Genomic DNA, 21,399 nt, shown 5'->3' on the forward strand with positions numbered 1-21,399 from the left:
GGCTCACCCGGTCGTCGCCCCTAACCGGCGAGCCAGCCCTCGATCACGTCCGCGGCATCCGCCGAGCCGTCCTCCAGGATCGTGAAGTGATCGGCCTGGACCGGCACGACGAAATGCGTTGCGTCCCAGGGCTGGGCCTGCCAGTCCGCGCGCTCCGCCGAACTTCCCAGGAATGACTGGGCGCACTGGACGAACAAGGCCGGCGTGACAACGGGACCGGGCGCCATCTCCTGGAGCAGCCGGACATACCAACCCATACCGGACAAGCGGGCCTGGTCGAAGCGGCCGAATGTCGCCTCGTTGGACACCATGTGCTCGGCCATCGCTCGCAGCAGCCATTCGCCGCCGCCATCGTCCACCCGGTAGGTGTCGAGCATGACCACGCCCGCGGGGGCGGGTCCGCCCACCGCCTCCAGGTGCTCGGTGAGGAGGTAGGCCAGCAGGCCGCCCGAGGAGTACCCGAGCAGCACGAACGGATCTCCTTGCGCCGCTTCGAGAACGCTGCGCGCCAGGGCCTGCAAGGCCGCCGTCGGCGTCGGCGGCAGGGGTTCTCCCGTCCGGCAGCCGATCGGCGACAGCGCCACGACCTCACGGGCAGTGCGCAGGTGCGAGGCGATCCTGGCGTACTGATGCGCGCCGCCGGTGGCCAGTGGCGGTGTGAGGCAGATGATCCGCGGCAGCGCCGAACCCGCCGCGACTCGCGCCGGCACCGGTAGCCGATCCAGCTCGGACGCCGACGCGAACTGCTCGCGCAGCTCCGCCGCCAGATTCAACAGGGCGAAGCCGGTGCCGACTCGCCCGGATTCCACTGCGCCACGGAACATTCCGTACAGCGAGTCGTCCTCGCTCACCCGCTCGCTGTCGTCTCGGGTGGCTGTGGTGAGCTCCTTCCGCAGGTATCGGGCCAGTGCCGCAGGCGTTTTGTGATCGAAGATCGCGGCGGTCGGCAGGGTCAGGCCGGTGGAGGCATTCAGCGTGGTCCGCAACTCCATGGCGGCCAGTGAGTCGAACCCGGCCTCGAGGAAGTCGCGCTCGGGGTCGAGCGCGTCGGCGCTCTCGTGCCCGAGCAGCCTGGCGGCGTTCTCGAGGATGTGGGTCCGGAGCCACTGTTCCTGCTCGGACTCCGAGAGCCGTGTCAGCTGCCTGCGCAGCGCTCCCGCGTCCTGGGTTCCGCTGCTGTGCCGACGCCCGGCCCGCTTGGCCAGGTCGCCGAGCAGTGCGGGCACCGCGTCCCGGGCGCGCAACGCGGCCAGGTCGATCTCGACCGGCACGTGCACCGGACGCGTCGTGGACACGGCCGCGTCGAACAATTCGAGGGCCTTGTCCGCGGCCAGCGGCGGCATGCCCTGGCGACGCATGCGCAGCCGGTCGGCCTGGCTGAGCCATTGCGACAGGCCGGTTTCGATGTCCCACAGGCCGTAGGCGAGCGAGGTGGCCGGTAGGCCCTCGGCGTGCCGGAAGGTGGCGAGGGCGTCGAGGAACACGTTGGCCGCCGCGTAACCGCCCTGCCCGGCAGGCAGGATCGAACCTGCCACCGAGGAGATCATCACGAATGCGGACAGTCCGGCGTCGCGGGTGAGTTCGTGCAGATACCACGCGGCGTCGGCCTTGGCACCGAGGCAGTAGTCGATCTGCTCGGGCGTCAAGGTGTCGACCAGACCGTTGTGGGCGACGCCCGCCACGTGCACGACCGCACCGAGCGGATGCTCCGCGGGTATCGAAGCGAGCAGGTCCCGCAAGGCATTCCGGTCGGTGACATCGCAAGCGGCCACGCGGACCCGGGCGCCGAGAGCGCCGAGTTCCGCGATCAGATCCGCGACGGCGTCCAGTCCGCGACGACCGGCCAGCAGCAGGTTCCGCACACCGTGTTCGGTCACCAGATGCTCGGCGATGTGGCGGCCGATCCCGCCGGTACCACCGGTAATCAGCACCGTCCGTTCGGGATCCCACGGTGCCTGCGGCTCCGGGTCGGGCGACGCGGCGCGAACCAGGCGTGGCACCCGCGCCCCGTCGGCGTCGACAGCCAGTTCCGGCTCACCCGAGATCGCCGCGCCGACAAGGTGATCCGCCGCTATCTCCGCACGCGCCTCGACGAGCACGATCCGCCCGGGGTTCTCCGCCTGCGCCGCGCGCACCAGACCCCACACCGCGGCCGCGGCCGGGTCGGCCTCGGAGTCGGTGATGACAGCCAAAGTGGTTGCGGCGTACCGCTCTTCGCTCAGGAACTGCTGGATGACGCCGAGCGTGCGGTGCAGCGCCGCCCGCAACCGGACCGGCACGTCGTCGCCGTCGACCGGGGGCCGGAAGAGCAGGGCCGACGCCGGCTCCGCCGCGCCCCATTCGGCCCACGAGACTCCCGCCGCCGGACGCAGTTCCGGACCGGGCCGCCAGGTGAGCTCGTACAGCGCGTCCTGCGAGGACCGGGCCGCCCCCGAGAGCAGTTCGACCGACAGCGGGCGCAGGGCGAGCGACCGTACCGAAAGCAGTGGCGCACCACCGGAATCGGCCATCGCCAGGGTGACTTCTCCCTGATTCCGCCAGGTCAACCGGACCCGCACCCGGCGGGCGCCGACCGCGTGCACACGCACCGAAGACCACGCGAACGGCACCAGGGTCGGCCGCTCGGCCTGCTCGTCCACGCCCTCGGGAAGGCCGAAGGACAGTGCGTGCATGGCCGAGTCGAGCAGCGCGGGATGCACACCATAGCCCTGGGCCGAGGCCTGCTCGGGGAGAGCGACTTCGGCGAAGAGATCCTCCCCGCGACGCCACAGGGCCGACAGCCCTTGGAAGGCGGGCCCGTAGCGGTACCCGTTCTCCGCGAGTTCGTCGTAGGCCCCGTCCAACGGCACGGCGGTGGCACCGGCCGGTGGCCACTGCACGAAATCGGCCCAGCCGTCGTCGCCGGCCTCCTGGCCCGGGCTCACCGTGCCGTGCGCGTGGTGGGTCCACGTGAGCGACGGATCGTCCTCGTCCTTGCGCGAGTAGATGTCGAGCCCTCGGCGACCGGTCTCGTCGCTGTCGCCGACGATCACCTGGATCTGCACTCCGCCATGGCCGTGCAACACCAGCGGGGCCAGCAGTGTGAGTTCCTCGAGTTCCGGGCAGTCGACCTGGTCTCCGGCGTGCACGGCGAGCTCGACGAATCCGGTGCCGGGGAGCAGCACCGTGCCGAGCACGTCATGATCGGCCAACCAGGGATGGGTGGCCGTGGACAGGCGGCCGGTGAACCTGACACCGCCGCTCTCCGGCTGTGCCACCATCGCGCCGAGCATGGGGTGCTCGGTGGACCGCAGGCCGAGCGCGTGCGCCTCGCCGGTGTGCAGTGGGCCGGTGGCCCAGAAGCGGCGGTGCTGGAAGCTGTAGGTCGGGAGGTCGGTCTTCGTGCCACCGACTCCGGCGTAGTAGCGGGTCCAATCCACCGTCGCACCGGTGACGTGCAGGCGGGCGAGGCCCGTCAGCAGGGTCACGGGAGTCGTGTTGTCTCGTCTGGTGAGGGCGATTGTGGTTGCGGTGTCGAGAGTTTGGGCGATCATCGGGGTCAGCACCGCATCGGGACCGACCTCGGCGAACCTGGACACGCCGAGCTCGGCGGCCGCGGCGACCGCGTCGGCGAACCGGACGGTCTCCCGGACCTGACGCACCCAATACGACGGATCCGACATCTCGTCGGTCACCCGTGCACCGGTCACCGTCGACACCAGCGGGATGCGGGGGCGGGTGAACGCCAAACCTTGTATCGCTGTGGCGAACTCGGCCAGCATCGGCTCCATCGACGCCGAATGGAAGGCATGGGAAACACGCAACCTGTGCGTGCGCCAGCCCTTTCCGGCACAACGGTGGGCGACGGCCACGACATCGTCCTCGATACCGGAAAGCACCACCGAGGCAGGGCCATTCACCGCGGCGATCGACACCTCACCGGCCAGCAACGGCAGCACGTCGGCCTCGGACGCACCGACCGCCACCATCGCTCCGCCAGCGGGAAGCGCCTGCATCAACCGGCCACGGGCAGCCACCAATACACACGCATCGGTCAGGGACAGCACCCCGGCCACATGCGCGGCAGCCACCTCACCGATCGAATGACCGGCCACCACATCCGCACGGACTCCCCAGGATTCGAGCAGCCTGAACAACGCCACCTCGAACGCGAACAGGCCCGCCTGCGCAAACACCGTCTGGTCGACCAGATCAGCGTCCGCCAGCGCCTCGCTCAGCGAAACAGGCTGCCCCAGGAGCGGATCCAGCTCGGTGACGATCGCGCCGAATGCCTCGGCGAACACCGGGTACGCGGCGCGCAGCTCAGTGGCCATACCGGCCCACTGCGCACCCTGACCCGAGAACACCAGACCCGTCGAACCCGACGTCACGCGGCCGGTCACCACACCGGGGGCCTGCTCACCGGCAGCCAAGGATCGCACGCCCGTGAGCAGGCCATGACTGTCGGCGACCACAACCGCGCGATGCTCGAAAACAGCACGCGTGGACGCCAGGGAGAAGCCTACATCCGCCGGATTCAGGTCGCGATCACCCACATGGGACGCCAGGCGAGCAGCCTGACCGCCGAGCGCCTCGCCACTTCGTGCCGAAACCACCCAGGGCAGCAGTCCCTCAGCGCGGACAGTCGTCGTCACCGGCGCCTGATCCACCACCGGGGCCTGCTCGACGATGACGTGGGCATTCGTGCCACTGATACCGAACGAGGACACACCCGCACGACGCGGACGATCCACCTCCGGCCACGCCACCGCCTCGGTCAGCAACCGGATATGGCCTTCGCTCCAATCGACTTTGGTGCTGGGTGCATCGACGTGCAGCGTCTTGGGCAGCACGCCGTGGCGCATGGCCATCACCATCTTGATCACGCCACCCACACCGGCCGCAGCCTGAGCGTGACCGATGTTGGACTTCAACGACCCCAGCCACAGCGGACGATCAGCCGCACGGTCCTGGCCGTAGGTGGCCAGAAGCGCTTGTGCTTCAATGGGATCGCCCAACGTCGTACCGGTGCCGTGGGCTTCCACCACATCGACCTCGACCGGCGAGATCCCGGCGTTGGCCAGTGCTTGGCGAATCACCCGGCGCTGAGACGGACCATTCGGTGCGGTCAGACCATTCGACGCGCCATCCTGATTCACCGCCGAACCAGCGAGCACCGCGAGCACCTGGTGACCCTTGCGCTGGGCGTCGGAGAGTCGTTCCAGCACCAGCATTCCGGCGCCCTCCGACCACCCGACACCATCGGCTGTGTCGGAGAAGGACTTACACCGTCCATCGGGTGCGAGCCCGCGCTGACGGCTGAACTCCACGAAGGTCTCCGGGGTGGCCATCACCGCGACACCACCGGCCAGTGCCAGGTCGCATTCACCCGACCGCAGCGACTGCGCGGCCAGATGCATGGCCACCAGGGACGACGAGCAGGCCGTGTCGACCGAGACGGCCGGGCCCTCCAATCCCAGGGTGTAGGCGATGCGACCGGAGACGAGACTGCCGGTCGCGCTGTTCCCGCTGCCCTGGGCGTAGTCGTGGTACATCACGCCGGTGAACACACCGGTCGAGCTGCCGCGCAGCACCGCCGGATCCACACCGGCGCGTTCCAGCGCCTCCCAGGTCGTTTCCAGGAGTTGGCGCTGTTGCGGATCCATCATCGTGGCTTCGTTGGGGCCGATGCCGAAGAAGTCCGCGTCGAATTCCGCAGCGGTGTGCAGGAATCCGCCTTCCCGGGTGTAGGACTTGCCCGCGCGGCCCGGTTCCGGATCGTAGATGCCGGTGATGTCCCAGCCTCGATCGGTCGGGAGGGTCGACACCGCATCCCCGCCGACCCGGACCAGTTCCCACAGTTCCTCGGGGGACGTGACGCCCCCGGGGTAGCGGCAGGCCATTCCGACGACGGCGATCGGGTCCGTGTCGACGGCTCTGCTGGCGGTCACCTCGACATCGCGGCTGATGCCGGCGAACTCGTCGGCCAGATATTTCGCCAGGGCCTGAGGTGTCGGGTAGTCGAACACCAAGGTCGCGGGCAACTGCAACCCCGTGACGGCTTTGAGAGTGTTGCGGAACTCGATAGCGGTGATCGAATCGAAGCCCAACTCGCCGAAGGCCTTGTCCGCCGCGACCGCGTTCACGGTCTGATGACCGAGAATCGTGGCGACCTGCGCACGCACGATCTCCACGAGCACATCGAAACGTTCGCTCTCGGGAGTGTTCGCCAGCCGAGCCCGCAGCGCCGTGAAGGCGCCCGAAGCCGCTTTGCGGCGAGCCGGGATCAGGCCCGCGAAGAGCGTCGGCGCAGCGGTACCCGCGCTGCGGATGCTCTCGAAATCGAGACGGGCAAGGACCGGAGCCGCCGCGTCGATCTCGAGAGCGGCATCGAACAGTGCGAGGCCCTGTTCCTCCGACAGCGGCAGCATGCCCGAACGCGAAAGGCGTTGACGGTCAACGTCACTGAGTTGCCCCGCCATGCCACCGTCCCACAGGCCCCAGGCCAGGGAACTACCGCGGCCACCCGAAGCCCGGCGGTGTGCCGCCAGCGCATCCAGGCATGCATTGGCCGCGGCGTAGTTGCCCTGGCCGGGGTTGCCGAAGGCACCGGCGACCGAGCTGAACAGCACGAACGCCTGCAATGACAGTCCGGCGGTGAGTTCGTGCAGATGCAGCGCGGCATCGACCTTGGGCCCCAGCACCGTATCCATGCGTGCCGGGGTCAGCGAGGCGATCGCACCGTCGTCGAGGACACCGGCCATGTGGAACACGCCGGTGAGCGGACGATCGGCGGGCACGCCTGCCAGCACCTCGGCGAGGGCGCCACGATCGGCGACATCGCACGCGGCGAACTCGACCTCGGCACCCAGCTGCCGCAGCTCTGCGCCCAGTTCCGCAGCACCGGGCGCGGATTCGCCGCGCCTGCTCAGCAACAGCAGGCGACGGACGCCGCGGGCGGCGACCAGATGCCGGGCGAACATCCCGGCGAGCAACCCGCCCGCGCCGGTGATCAGAACGGTGTCGTCCGGATCGAAGGCGGGAGCGACGGTCGCCCCGGTGGCGGCCGCTCGGCCCAACCGCGCGATGTGCACCTGCCCGTCACGCACGGCCACCTGCGGTTCGGCCGCGGCCACGAGGCCGCCGAGCAGCTCGTCGAGTGCGGAGTCGCTGTCGATCAACACGATCCGGCCGGGGTTCTCGGCCTGCGCGGAGCGGACCAGACCACCCACGGCGGCACCGGCCAGGTTCGTAATGTCCTCCCCGGCAACCGAAACCGCGCCGCTGGTTCGAACCACCAGCACCGATTCGCTGAATCGCCGGTCTGCGATCCAGAACTGGAGGATCTCCAGAACGTCGTGCGTCGCAGCATGAATGGCGGCGAGATCGTTGCCCGTGGGGCACTCCAGCACGACCACCGGCGGGACCTGCTGACCGAGATCCGGCCACACTACCGCGGTGACCTCGGCAGGACGCACCGTGATCGGTGTCCAGTCGATCTGGAACAGCCCATTGCCGACGACGGAAGCGCCCGTGGTCAGCTGCGCGGGATCGATCGGCCGGGAGGCCAAGTGCCGCACAGTGGCCACCGGAGCACCGGTCGAGTCCGCCAGATCGATGGCAACGCCGTGCTCACCGGCACGGGTGAGCCGGACACGCAGGGCGTCGGCGCCGGCCGCGTGCACGGTGACACCGGACCACTCGAACGGCAGCGCCAGCCCGGCGCCCTCCGCCGATGTGTCCTCGGCAAAACGCAACGCGTGCAACGCCGCATCCAGCAGCGCCGGATGCAGACCGAACCGCTCCGCCTCGGCGCGGGCCGCCTCGGGCAGTTCGACCTCGGCGTAGAGCAGCCCGTCCGCGGCGCGCCACACCGACTTCAGTGCCTGGAACACCGGTCCGTAGTGATAGCCCTGCGCATCGAGCGAGTCGTACGCACCGTCGATGTCCACAGCGACCGCACCGACCGGCGGCCATTGCACCAGATCGGCAGGCGCACTGCCGATTCCGGCTGTGAGCACACCCTCGGCGTGCAAGGTCCACGCCGGCGCGGCATCGACACCGTCCTCGGGGCGGGAGAAGATCCGCACCGCGCGACGGCCGGTCTCGTCCGGAGCACCGGCCACCACCCGCACCGCGAGTCCCGCGGACTCCGGGAGTGCCAGCGGGACCTGGAGGACCAGTTCCTCGAGGGTCGAGCAGCCCACGTGTTCGCCGGCGTGCAGGGCGAGTTCGACCAGCCCGGTACCGGGGAACAGTACGGTGTCCATGACCGTGTGGTCGGCGAGCCAGGGGTGTGCCTGCACCGACAGCCGGCCGGTGAGGGTCATCGCGTCGGAATCCGGTTGGGACACGACCACCGAGGCCAGGGGGTGTCCGGTGGCGGCGAGACCCATGGCCCGGGCGTCACCGCCGGCGGCGGAGCCGTCGAGCATCCAGTAGCGGCTGCGCTGGAAAGCGTAGGTGGGCAAGTCGATTCGCCCGGCACCGGTGCCGACGTAGAGGCCGGCCCAGTCGACGTGAGCGCCGGTCACGAACAGCCCGGCCACTCCAGCCAGCACGGCCGACGGATCCGCGTGACCACGACGCGCCAACGCCACCACCGCGGCAGCACCGTCATCGAGAGTCTGGGCGACCATCGGGGTCAGTACCGCATCGGGACCGACCTCGGCGAATCTGGACACACCCATACCCACCATCGCGGTGACCGCGTCGGCGAAGCGCACGGTGTCACGGACCTGACCGACCCAGTACGACGGATCCGACATCTCGTCACCGATCCGGGCACCGGTCACCGTCGACACCAACGGGATGCTCGGGCGGACGAACGCCAAACCCTCGATCGCCGAAGCGAACTCGGCCAGCATCGGCTCCATCAGAACCGAATGGAAAGCATGCGAGACCCGCAACCGGTGCGTCCGCCAACCCTGCTCGGCACACCGCTCACCGACAGCCACGACAGCAGCTTCCACGCCGGAGAGCACCACCGACGACGGGCCGTTGACCGCCGCGATCGACACCTCACCGGCGGGCACGTCACCGGCCGCCAGCAGCGCCCGAACGTCGGTCTCGGAGGCACCGACAGCGACCATGGCCCCACCAGTGGGCAATGCCTGCATCAACCGGCCGCGCGCGGCCACCAGCACACACGCATCCGTCAGAGACAGCACACCCGCGACATGGGCAGCTGCCACTTCCCCGATCGAGTGACCGGCCACGACATCGGTACGCACGCCCCAGGATTCGAGCAGCCGGAACAGCGCCACCTCGAACGCGAACAAACCCGCCTGGGCGAACACCGTCTGGTCCACGAGCTCAGCACGGGTCAAGGCTTCACTCAGCGAAACCCGCTGCCCCAGCAGCGGTTCCAGTTCGGCGACGATCGCGTCGAACGCCTCGGCGAACACCGGGTACGCCGCGCGCAGTTCGGTAGCCATACCGGCCCACTGCGCACCCTGACCCGAGAACACCACACCGGTCGAGCCCGGCATCACGCGACCGGACACCACACCCGGAGCCGTTTCGCCGCGCCCCAGCGCTCGAGTGCCGGCCCGCAGGCCGTCGTGCTCGGGGGACAACACCACGGCGCGATGGTCGAACAGCACTCTCGAAGCCGCGAGCGAGAAGCCGATGTCGATCGGGTCGTGATCGTGGTCGTCGGTGTGGGACGTCAGGCGGGCAGCCTGCTCGGCAAGAGCCTCGTCGGTACGTGCCGAGAGCACCCACGGCAGCACTGCACCGGCCGGGGCGGTCTTGGCCACCGGAGCCGGGGCCGCTGCCGGAGCCTGTTCGACGATGAGGTGGGCGTTGGTGCCGCTGATACCGAAGGAGGACACACCGGCACGACGCGGACGATCAACGTCCGGCCACGCGACGGCCTCGGTCAGCAGCCGGATGTGGCCTTCGCTCCAATCGACTTTGGTGCTGGGCTGGTCCACGTGCAGTGTTCGCGGCAGCAGGCCATGGCGCATCGCCATGACCATCTTGATGACACCACCCACACCGGCCGCGGCCTGAGCGTGACCGATGTTGGACTTCAACGAACCCAACCACAGCGGACGATCCGCATCACGATCCTGGCCGTAGGTCGCGAGTAGCGCCTGGGCTTCGATCGGATCGCCCAAAGTCGTTCCCGTGCCATGAGCTTCGACCACATCCACGTCGGCCGAAGTCACGCGGGCATTGGCCAGCGCTTGGCGGATGACCCGCCGCTGCGAGGGACCGTTGGGTGCGGTCAGACCATTCGACGCGCCATCCTGGTTCACCGCCGAACCGGCGATCACGGCGAGAATCTGGTGGCCGTTGCGCCGGGCGTCGGAGAGTCGTTCCAGCACCAGCATTCCGGCGCCCTCGGACCAGGCGACGCCGTCGGCGGCGTCGGCGAAGGACTTGCATCGTCCATCCGGTGCGAGCCCGCGCTGACGACTGAACTCGAGGAACATGTCCGGGGTGGCCATCACGGCGACACCACCGGCCAATGCGAGATCGCACTCCCCCGACCGCAGCGACTGCGAGGCCAGATGCAGTGCCACCAGCGACGACGAACACGCCGTGTCCACCGAGACGGCCGGGCCCTCCAATCCCAGTGTGTAAGCGATCCGGCCCGAGACCAGACTGCCGCCGGTGCTGGCTCCGGTCCCGGTTCCCTGGGCGTAGTCGTGGTACATCACGCCGGTGAACACACCGGTGGAACTGCCGCGCAGCACCGCCGGATCCACCCCGGCGCGTTCCAATGCCTCCCACGAGACCTCCAGCAGCAATCGCTGCTGGGGGTCCATCATCGTGGCTTCATTGGGGCTGATCCCGAAGAACTCCGCATCGAATTCCGCTGCGGAGTACAGGAATCCGCCCCGGCGCGTGTAGGTCCTGCCTACCTTGCCGGGTTCGGGGTCGTAGATCCCGTCGATGTCCCAGCCACGATCCACCGGCAACTCACCGGTGGTGTCGGCACCCGATACGACGAGGCTCCACAGATCCTCCGGCGACATGACGCCACCCGGATAGCGACATCCCATCGCCACCACGGCAATCGGCTCGTCGTCGGCTCGGACACGACTGGTCGCGAGCTCGTCGACGGCTCCGGTGCCGGTGAGTTGCGAACCGATGAACTCCGCGACGACCTGCGGATTGGGGTAGTCGAAGACGAGGGTCGCCGGTAGTTGCAGACCGGTCGCGGTATTGAGTTTGTTGCGGAACTCGACAGCGCTCAGCGAGTCGAAACCGAGCTGCTGGAAAGCCTGCTGGGGTTCGACAGCCGCCATGGAGGCGTGCCCGAGAATGTCTGCGGCAGTGGACCGGACGAGTTCGAGCAGCGCGCTGTCGCGATCGCTGTCGGAGAGACCGGCCAGCTTCCGTAGGAAGGCCTGACCTGCCGCGGTGCGAGTCTGGCGGCGCACGGGCGTCGGGACGACCGAACGGAGGAGCGCCGGGATCCGCTCGCCCTGGATGCGCAGGATGGCCGGATCGACTCGCAGCGCGACCAGTTGGGCCTGGTCGGTGGCGATCGCCGAGTCGAACAGTGCCAGGCCCTCGGACTCGGTCAACGGCGGGTAGCCCTGCCGCCGCATCCGGTCGAGGTCGCTCTCGGACAGCTCGGCACCGAGCGCGGTGGACCGCGCCCACAACCCGTAATCGATGGATGTCGCGGGCAATCCCAGGCCGCGGCGGTGGGCCGCGAGGGCGTCCAGGAAGACATTCGCGGCGGCGTAGTTCGCTTGGCCGGCGGCCAGCACCAGGCCACCGGCCGACGACACCAGCACGAACAACTCCAGCGACCGGTCGCGGGTGAGTTCGTGCAGATGCCAGGCGGCGTCGACCTTGGGCCGGAACACCTGCTCGATGCGGGCGGGCGTGATCGATTCGATCAGGCCGTTGTCGGCGGTTCCGGCCGCGTGGATCACCCCGGCCAGGGGGTGCTGGCCGGAGATGGTGTCGAGCAGGGCGGCCAGCGCGTCTCGATCGGACACGTCGCACGCGGCGATGGTGACCTCGGCGCCGAGCTCGACGAGTTCGTCCCGAAGTTCGGTGGCGCCTGGCGCATCCGGGCCACGACGACCGGTCAGAAGCAGTTGGCGCACACCGTGTTCGGTCACCAGATGCCGGGCGATCACCGCACCGAGGCCACCGGTGCCGCCGGTGATCAGCACCGTGCCGGGCGCTGCCGATCGAACAATCGTGCCCGATGCGTGGCGGCTCAAACGCGGCACGAGCACGCTCGTGCCCCGGAGGGCGACCTCGGGTTCCGACGCGACAGCGGCGACCGCGGTTGCGGCAGCGAACGGCTCACCGTCGTCATCCAGATCGAGAAGCTGGAAACGACCCGGGTGTTCCGCCTGCGCTGCCCGCACCAGCCCCCACACCGGGGCCTGATCCAGGCGCACCTGTTCCACATCGGCGACGGTCACTGCCTGTCTGGTGAGCACCACCAAACGGGAACCGGCGAAACGGGATTCGGCCAGCCACCGCTGAACGGTATCCAGGACACCGGTGACAACCTGCCGGGCGGCCTCCGGCTCGGGGCCGTCCCCACGGGGGCAGTCCAGCAGGACGATCTCAGGGACAACTGCATCGGGGTTCGCATCCAGATCGGTGATCAATGCCGCGAGATCACGGTGGCCGGGCACCCCGTCAGCGCCCTGATCAGAACCGAGGAGCGCCAGCCGATCCGGCTCGACCGTCACCCCGTCCGACAACCCGGCGGCGACCCACTCGATACCGAACAGGGCTTCCGACGCGCGCCGGCCGCCGAGTCGCTCGGCCGACACCGGCCGGGAAACCAGCGCGTCCACCGACAACACCGGTTGCCCTTGTTCATCGGCAAGCTGGACGGCGAACCTGTTGTCCTGCACCGCGATACGCACCCGCACCGCGGCAGCGCCGACCGCGTGCAGCGCCACCCGATTCCAGGTGAAGGGCAGCACCGGCGCATCACCGCCGCCGCTGCGACGACCGTGCACGATTCCGGCGTGCAGAGCGGCGTCGAACAATGCGGGATGGATGCCGAAACCGTTGGCTCCCTGCGGATCCGGTAGCGCGACCTCGGCGAACAGTTCTCCATCACGCTGCCATGCGGCCTGCAAGCCCTGGAACAAGGGGCCGTAGCCGTATCCGAGATCGAACAGCTCGTCGTAGACGCCGTCGATATCCATCGGCTGCGCACCGGCCGGAGGCCACGCGGCAAGATCGAAATCCGCCACCACCTCGTCCGGCGCGAGCACACCTTCGGCGTTCAGCGTCCACGACGACGCGGAATCGACGCCACTGTCGGGGCACGAGAAGATCCGCACACCGCGACGACCCGCGCCGTCCGGGGCGGCGACCACCACGCGCACCGCGACCCCGGCCGACTCCGGAAGTACCAGCGGCGCTTGCAGGATCAGCTCGTCCAAGGTCGGGCAGTCGACGTGTTCTCCGGCCTGCAGGGCGAGTTCGACCAGTCCGGTACCGGGCAACAGGACAGTGTCCATGACCTTGTGATCGGCCAGCCATGGCTGGGTCTGCGCCGACAAACGACCACTGAGCGTGACCACCTCGGAATCCGGCTGCGAGACCACGGCCGAAACCAGCGGATGCCCGCTGGCTACGAAACCCATCGCCCGGGCGTCGCCACTACCGGTGGACATCGGGGCCATCCAATAGCGCCGACGCTGGAAAGCGTAGGTGGGCAGGTCGATTCGCCGAGCCGCGGAACCGGCATACAGAGCGGCCCAATCGACCTGGGCGCCGGTGACGAACAACCCGGCCACTCCGGCCAGCAGTGTCGGCGCATCGGCCCGATCGCGACGCGCCAACGCGACCGCGGCGGCCGCGCCGTCCTCGAGGATCTGGGCGATCATCGGGGTCAGTACCGCATCGGGACCGACCTCGGCGAACCTGGACACACCCGAATCAGCCATCGCCACAACGGCATCCGCGAAGCGCACCGACTCCCGGACCTGACCCACCCAGTACGACGGATCACACATCTCGTCGACGATCCGAGCGCCGGTTACGGTCGACACCAGCGGGATGCTCGGACGGGCGAACGCCAAACCCTCGATCACCGTGGCGAATTCGGCCAGCATCGGCTCCATCAGAACCGAGTGGAAAGCGTGCGAGACACGCAGCCGGTGGGTCCGCCAACCCTGCTCGGCGCAACGATCGGCAACAGCCACGACGTCGTCTTCGATACCGGACAACACCACCGACGCAGGGCCGTTGACCGCCGCTATCGACACCCCACCGGCCACCAGCAGCGGCAGCACATCGGCCTCCGACGCGCCGACCGCGACCATCGCCCCACCGGTGGGCAATGCCTGCATCAACCTGCCACGCGCCGCGACCAGCACACACGCATCGGTCAGGGACATCACCCCGGCCACATGCGCGGCAGCGACCTCACCGATCGAATGACCAGCCACCACATCCGCACGCACGCCCCAGGATTCGAGCAGCCTGAACAACGCCGCCTCGAACGCGAACAAACCCGCCTGCGCGAACACGGTCTGGTTGACCAGATCACTGTCGGCCAACGCCTCGCTCAACGAAACCGACTGCCCCAGCAACGGATCCAGCTCGGCAACGATCGCATCGAACGCCTCGGCGAATACTGGGTACGACGCACGCAGTTCGATTGCCATACCGGCCCATTGCGCACCCTGACCCGAGAACACCACACCGGTCGAACCCGACACCGGGCGACCGGTCACCACGCCGGGTGCCTGCACACCGGCGGCCAACGACCGTAGTCCCGCGAGGAGACCTTCACGCCCCTCGGCCACGACGACAGCACGATGCTCGAGCACAGTACGCGTGGACGCCAGCGAGAAACCGATATCGACCGGATCGTGTTCGCCCACAGACGATGCCAAGCGAGCAGCCTGGCCGGCGAGAGCGTCACCGCCGCGCGCCGAAACCACCCACGGCAGCGTCGCCGGAACGGTCTCGACCACCGGCACCGACTCCACCACGGGAGCTACCGGGGCCTGCTCGACGATGAGGTGAGCGTTGGTGCCGCTGATACCGAAGGACGACACACCTGCACGACGCGGACGATCCACCTCCGGCCACGCCACCGCCTCGGTCAACAACCGCACATGGCCCTCGGACCAATCGACCTTCGTGCTGGGCTGATCAGCGTGCAGCGTTCGGGGTAGGACCCCGTGCTGCATCGCCATCACCATCTTGATCACGCCACCGACACCCGCCGCGGCCTGGGCGTGACCGATATTGGACTTCAACGACCCCAGCCACAGCGGACGATCCGCATCACGATCCTGGCCGTAAGTGGCCAGCAGCGCTTGGGCTTCGATCGGATCACCCAGCGTCGTACCGGTGCCGTGGGCCTCCACCACATCCACCTCGACCGCCGAGACACCGGCATTCGCCAGGGCTTGGCGAATCACCCGCCGCTGCGAGGGACCGTTGGGCGCGGTCAATCCATTCGACGCGCCATCCTGATTCACCGCCGAACCAGCGATCACCGCGAGCACCTGATGACCGTTGCGGCGGGCGTCGGACAGGCGCTCCAGCACCAGCACACCGGCACCTTCGGACCAACCGACCCCATCGGCGGTGTCGGAGAAGGACTTACACCGACCATCCGGGGACAAGCCCCGCTGACGGCTGAACTCCACGAAGGTCTCCGGGGTGGCCATCACCGCCACACCACCGGCCAGCGCCAGGTCGCACTCCCCCGACCGCAGCGACTGCGCGGCCAGATGCATGGCCACGAGCGAGGACGAACACGCCGTGTCCACGGTGACCGCGGGGCCTTCGAGGCCGAACACATACGAGACCCGGCCCGAGACCAAGCTCCCGGTTGCGTTGTTCCCGGTTCCCTGGGCGTAGTCGTGGTACATCATGCCGGTGAAGACACCGGTCGAGCTGCCGCGCAGTATCGCCGGGTCCACACCGCCGCGTTCCAGCGCCTCCCACGAGACCTCCAGCAGCAAGCGCTGCTGCGGATCCATCATCGCGGCTTCGTTGGGGCTGATCCCGAAGAATTCCGCGTCGAATTCCGCTGCGGAGTACAGGAATCCGCCCTGACGGGTGTACGTCTTGCCCGCGTGACCGGGTTCTGGGTCGTAGATGCCCTCGATGTCCCAGCCACGATCCGTCGGCATCTCGCCGGTGGCATCGATGCCGGAGGTGACAAGATTCCACAGGTCTTCGGGCGAGGCGACGCCGCCCGGATAGCGGCAGCTCATCGCTACCACCGCAATCGGCTCGTCGTCGACGGCCGCGCTGGCGGTCACCTCGGCCTCCCGGCCGGTGCCGGTGAATTCATCGGCCAGATATTTCGCGAGCGCCTGCGGTGTCGGGTAGTCGAATACCAGTGTCGCGGGCAGCGATAGGCCGGTGAGGGCTTTGAGGGCGTTGCGGAACTCGACAGCGGTGATCGAGTCGAAGCCCAGCTCGCCGAAGGCCTTGTCCGCCGCGATCGCGTTCGTGTTCTGATGACCGAGGATCGCCGCGACCTGACCGCGCACGATCTCCACGAGCACACCGAAACGCTCGCTGTCGGGAGTGTTGGCCAGCCGAGCACGCAAGGGCGTCGCCGCACCCGAGGCCGCTCGGCGGCGAGCCGGGATCAAGCCGGAAAACAGTGCGGGCACGGCGAATTCGGCGCCACGCAGGTTGTCCAGGTCCAGGCGGGCGAGGATGGGGGCGGTCACGTCGCTCGCGGTGGCGGCGTCGAACAGCGCCAGGCCCTGGTCCTCCGACAGCGGCAGCAGGCCCGAACGCGAAATGCGGTGCAGGTCAGCGTCGCTGAGCTGCCCGGCCATGCCCCCGTCCCACAGACCCCAGGCCAGCGACTGCCCGTGGCTGCCCGAGGCCCTGCGGAGTGCCGCGAGCGCATCCAGGCACGCATTGGCCGCGGCATAGTTGCCCTGTCCGGCATTGCCGAACGCACCGGCCACCGAGCTGAACAGCACGAACGCCTTCAGCGGCAGCTGGGCGGTGAGTTCGTGCAGGTGCAGCGCTGCATCGACCTTGGGTCCCAGCACCGCATCCATCCGGGCCTGGGTCAGCGAGGCGATGGCGCCGTCGTCGAGGACGCCGGCCATATGGAAAACGCCGGTGAGCGGTTGTGCGGCAGGCACATTCGCGATCGCCTGCGCGAGCGCGTCGCGATCGGCGACATCACACGCGACGAACTCGACCTCTGCGCCGAGCCGCTGCAGCTCTACGCGCAACTCGGCGGCGCCGGGAGCAGCCTCTCCGCGTCGGCTCAGCAGCAACAGACGACGCACGCCATGGGTGTCGACCAGGTGCCGGGCGAACAGTCCACCGAGCAGACCACTCGCACCGGTGATCAGAACGGTGTCGTCCGGATCGAAGGGGTCGGTCGCCGAAGCGTTCGTCGCGGTGGCCCGGCTCAGCCGCGCACCGTGCCCTTGCCCGGCGCGCACGGCCACCTGTGGTTCCTGCGCGGCCAGAATCCCGCCGAGCAGCCCGTCGAGCGCGGAGTCGGTGTCCACCAGGACGATCCGGCCCGGGTTCTCCGCCTGTGCGGAGCGAACAAGGCCGCCGACGGCAGCACCGGCCAGGTTCGTAATGTTCTCCCCGGCAACCGATACGGCTCCACTGGTCCGAACCACCAGCGTCGACTCGGCGAACCGAGAATCGGCGATCCAGGACTGAACCACCGCGAGAGCTGCATGGGTCGCGGCGTGGATGTCCGCGGGGTCGTTGCCCTGCGGGCAATCGAGCACGACCGCGGCCGGAACCTCGTCACCGAGATCCGCCCAGGACACCGCGCCGACTTCGGCCTCGCCGACCGAGATCGGCGCCCAGCCGATCCGGAACAGCGCATTGCCGACCGCGGATGCGCCGCCCGTGAGCTGCGCGGGATCGATGGGCCGGGAAGCCAGCTGCCGCACCGTCGCCACCGGGGTACCGGTCGGGTCCGCCAGATCCAGGGTGACCGCGTGCTCGCCGACGCGGGTGAGCCGGACGCGCAGCGCGCCCGCTCCGGTCGCGTGCACGGCGACACCGGACCACTCGAACGGCAAGGCCAGCCCGGCACCCTCCGCGGGCATGCCATCGGCGAAGCGCAGGGCATGCAGGGCGGCATCGAGCAATGCCGGATGCACGCCGAACCGCTTGGCGTCCGGACGGGCCTGCTCCGGCAGCTCGACCTCGGCGTAGAGCAGGCCGTCGGTTCCCCGCCACACCGAGGTCAGCGCCTGGAACACCGAACCGTAGTAATAACCCTGCGCATCGAGGGAGTGGTAGACACCGTCGATATCGACGGCGGTGGCGCCGGCGGGCGGCCACTGCGCCAAATCCGCTGGCGCGCTGTCGAATCCTGATGTGAGTACACCTTCGGCGTTCAATGTCCACAACGGCACCGCATCGACACCGTCATCGGGGCAGGAATAGACCCGCACCCCGCGTCGGCCTGCGGCGTCCTGGGCACCGACCACGACGCGCACCGCGACGCCTGCCGACTCCGGCAGCACCAGCGGCACCCGCAGGACCAACTCCTCGAGGGTCGAGCAGCCGACCTGCTCCCCGGCTTGCAAGGCAAGTTCGACCAAACCGGTGCCGGGGAAGAGCACCCTGTCCATCACCCGGTGATCGGCCAGCCATGGATGCGTCTGCGCCGACAGTCGGCCGGTGAGGGTGACCGCGTCGGAATCCGGTTGCGACACCACCACCGGGACCAGGGGATGTCCGGTGGCCGCCAGGCCCATCGCCCGGGCATCGCCACCGACGGCGCCCGCGGCGATCCAGAAGCGCCGATGCTGGAAAGCATAGGTGGGCAGGTCGATTCGCTGAGCTCCGGAGCCGGCATAGAAACCGGCCCAATCGACGTCGGCACCGGACACGAACAGCCCGGCCACCCCGGACAGCACGGAGAACGAATCGGCCCGATCCCGGCGTGCCAAGGCCACCACCGTGGCGGCGTCGTCGAGAGTCTGAGCGATCATGGGGGTCAGCACGGCGTCGGGTCCGACCTCGGCGAACCGGGACACACCCGAATTCGCCATCGCGGCAACCGCGTCGGCGAACCGCACGGTGTCGCGGACCTGACCGACCCAATACGACGGATCGATCATCTCGTCGGTGATCCGCGCGCCGGTGACCGTGGACACCAGCGGGATGGTGGGACGAGCGAACGCCAAACCAGCTATCGCCGTGGCGAACTCGGCCAGCATCGGCTCCATCAGGGCCGAGTGGAAAGCATGCGACACCCGCAACCTGTGTGTACGCCAACCACGCTCGGCACACGCCTCGACAACGGCGGCGACCGCGCCTTCGACACCGGAGAGCACCACCGACGCAGGGCCATTCACCGCCGCGATCGACACCCCGCCGGACACCAGCAGCGGCAGCACGTCGGCCTCGGACGCACCGACGGCGACCATCGCCCCGCCGGCGGGAAGCGCCTGCATCAACCGGCCGCGCGCGGCCACCAGCACACACGCATCCGTCAGAGACAACACTCCGGCCACATGCGCGGCAGCGACCTCACCGATCGAGTGACCGGCCACCACATCGGCACGCACTCCCCAGGATTCGAGCAGACGGAACAACGCCACCTCGAACGCGAACAAACCCGCCTGCGCGAACACCGTCCGATCAACCAGATCAGCGTCCGCCAGCGCCTCGCTCAGCGAAACCTGCTGTCCCAGCAACGGATCCAGCTCGGCGACGATCGCGTCGAACGCCTCGGCGAACACCGGGTACGCGGCGCGCAGCTCAGTGGCCATACCAGCCCACTGCGCACCCTGACCGGAGAACACCACACCGGTCGAGCCCGCCACCACGCGACCGGTCACGACGCCGGGAGTGGTTTCGGAGAGGCCCAGCGCCTCGACTCCCGCCAGGAGACCATCGCGGTGCTCGGCCACCACCACTGCGCGATGCTCGAAAACAGCACGCCTGGATGCCAGCGAGAAACCGAGATCGATCGGATCATGTTCGGCCGCATACGATGTCAGACGAGCAGCCTGATCGGCGAGAGCCTCGGCGGTGCGTGCCGAAACCACCCACGGGAGCAGCCCACCGGCCGGGACGGTCTTCACCGCCGGCACCTGATCCACCACGGGCTCGATCACCGGGGCCTGCTCCACGATGACGTGTGCGTTGGTGCCGCTGATACCGAACGAGGACACACCGGCACGCCGCGGACGATCCGCCTCCGGCCATGCCACGGGCGCGGTCAGCAGACGCACATGGCCTTCGGACCAATCGACCTTCGTGGAGGGCTGATCCACATGCAGGGTCCTGGGCAGCACGCCATGGCGCATCGCCATGACCATCTTGATCACACCGCCCACGCCGGCCGCGGCCTGGGCGTGACCGATATTGGACTTCAGCGAGCCCAACCACAATGGCCGGTCCGCGTCACGCTCCTGCCCGTACGTCGCCAGCAGCGCCTGGGCTTCGATCGGATCACCCAGAGTCGTACCGGTGCCGTGGGCTTCGACGACATCCACATCCGCCGGGGACACCCCCGCATTGGTCAGAGCCTGACGGATGACCCGTCGCTGCGAGGGACCGTTGGGTGCGGTCAGACCATTCGACGCGCCATCCTGATTCACCGCCGAACCGGCGATCACCGCGAGAATCTGATGCCCATTGCGCTGGGCGTCGGAGAGCCGCTCCAACACCAGAACACCGACGCCCTCGGACCAGCCGACCCCATCGGCCGTGTCGGAGAAGGACTTACACCGACCATCCGGAGACAAACCCCGCTGACGGCTGAACTCCACGAAGGTCTCCGGCGTCGCCATCACGGCCACACCACCGGCCAATGCCAGATCGCACTCCCCCGACCGCAGCGAGGCCGCCGCGGAATGCATTGCCACCAATGACGACGAGCACGCCGTGTCCACGGTGACCGACGGCCCTTCCAGGCCGAACACATAGGAGACCCGGCCGGAGGCAATGGATCCCGAATTCGCATTGGCCGGATAGTCGTGGTACATCATGCCGACCCAGACGCCGGTCCGGCTGCCCTTCAGCGAGCCGGGGTCGACACCGGCCCGCTCGAACGCCTCCCATGAGGTCTCCAGCAGCAGGAACTGCTGCGGATCCATGAGCGCGGCTTCATTGGGACTGATGTTGAAGAACGCGGGATCGAATTCGCCTGCGGAATGCAGGAATCCGCCCTCGCGGGTGTAGGTGCTGTTCGGTGTCTCCCCGGTCGCGTCATAGAGGCGATCGATATCCCAGCCACGATTGCCGGGGAACTCCGAGGTCGCGTCCGTTCCCTCCGCGACCAGATTCCACAGCTCCTCAGGCGAACTGACCCCACCCGGGTACCGGCAGGCCATACCCACAATCGCGATCGGTTCGCGAAGAGCCGCGTCGAGCTTGCGATTGCGGGCACGCAACCGCTCCGTCTCCTTGAGCGAGACGCGCAATGCCTGAGCGAGCTTCTGAGTATTGTCTTCGGGCTTCGTCATTAGTGTGCTAGCTCTTCCT

1 protein-coding gene is annotated in these 21,399 nt (G+C 68.7%); it reads right to left on the reverse strand.

Going from position 1 to position 21,399, the window contains the following annotated elements:
• Positions 1-20: 20 nt before the first annotated feature.
• Entirely contained in the window at positions 21-21,380 is a 21,360-nt protein-coding gene (locus ACFXN1_RS31280) for an SDR family NAD(P)-dependent oxidoreductase (RefSeq protein ID WP_379463730.1), read from the reverse strand.
• Positions 21,381-21,399 lie beyond the last annotated feature (19 nt).

Origin of the sequence: Nocardia sp. NPDC059154, from assembly GCF_042755705.1 — a bacterium.
In the GTDB taxonomy this organism is placed as follows: domain Bacteria; phylum Actinomycetota; class Actinomycetes; order Mycobacteriales; family Mycobacteriaceae; genus Nocardia.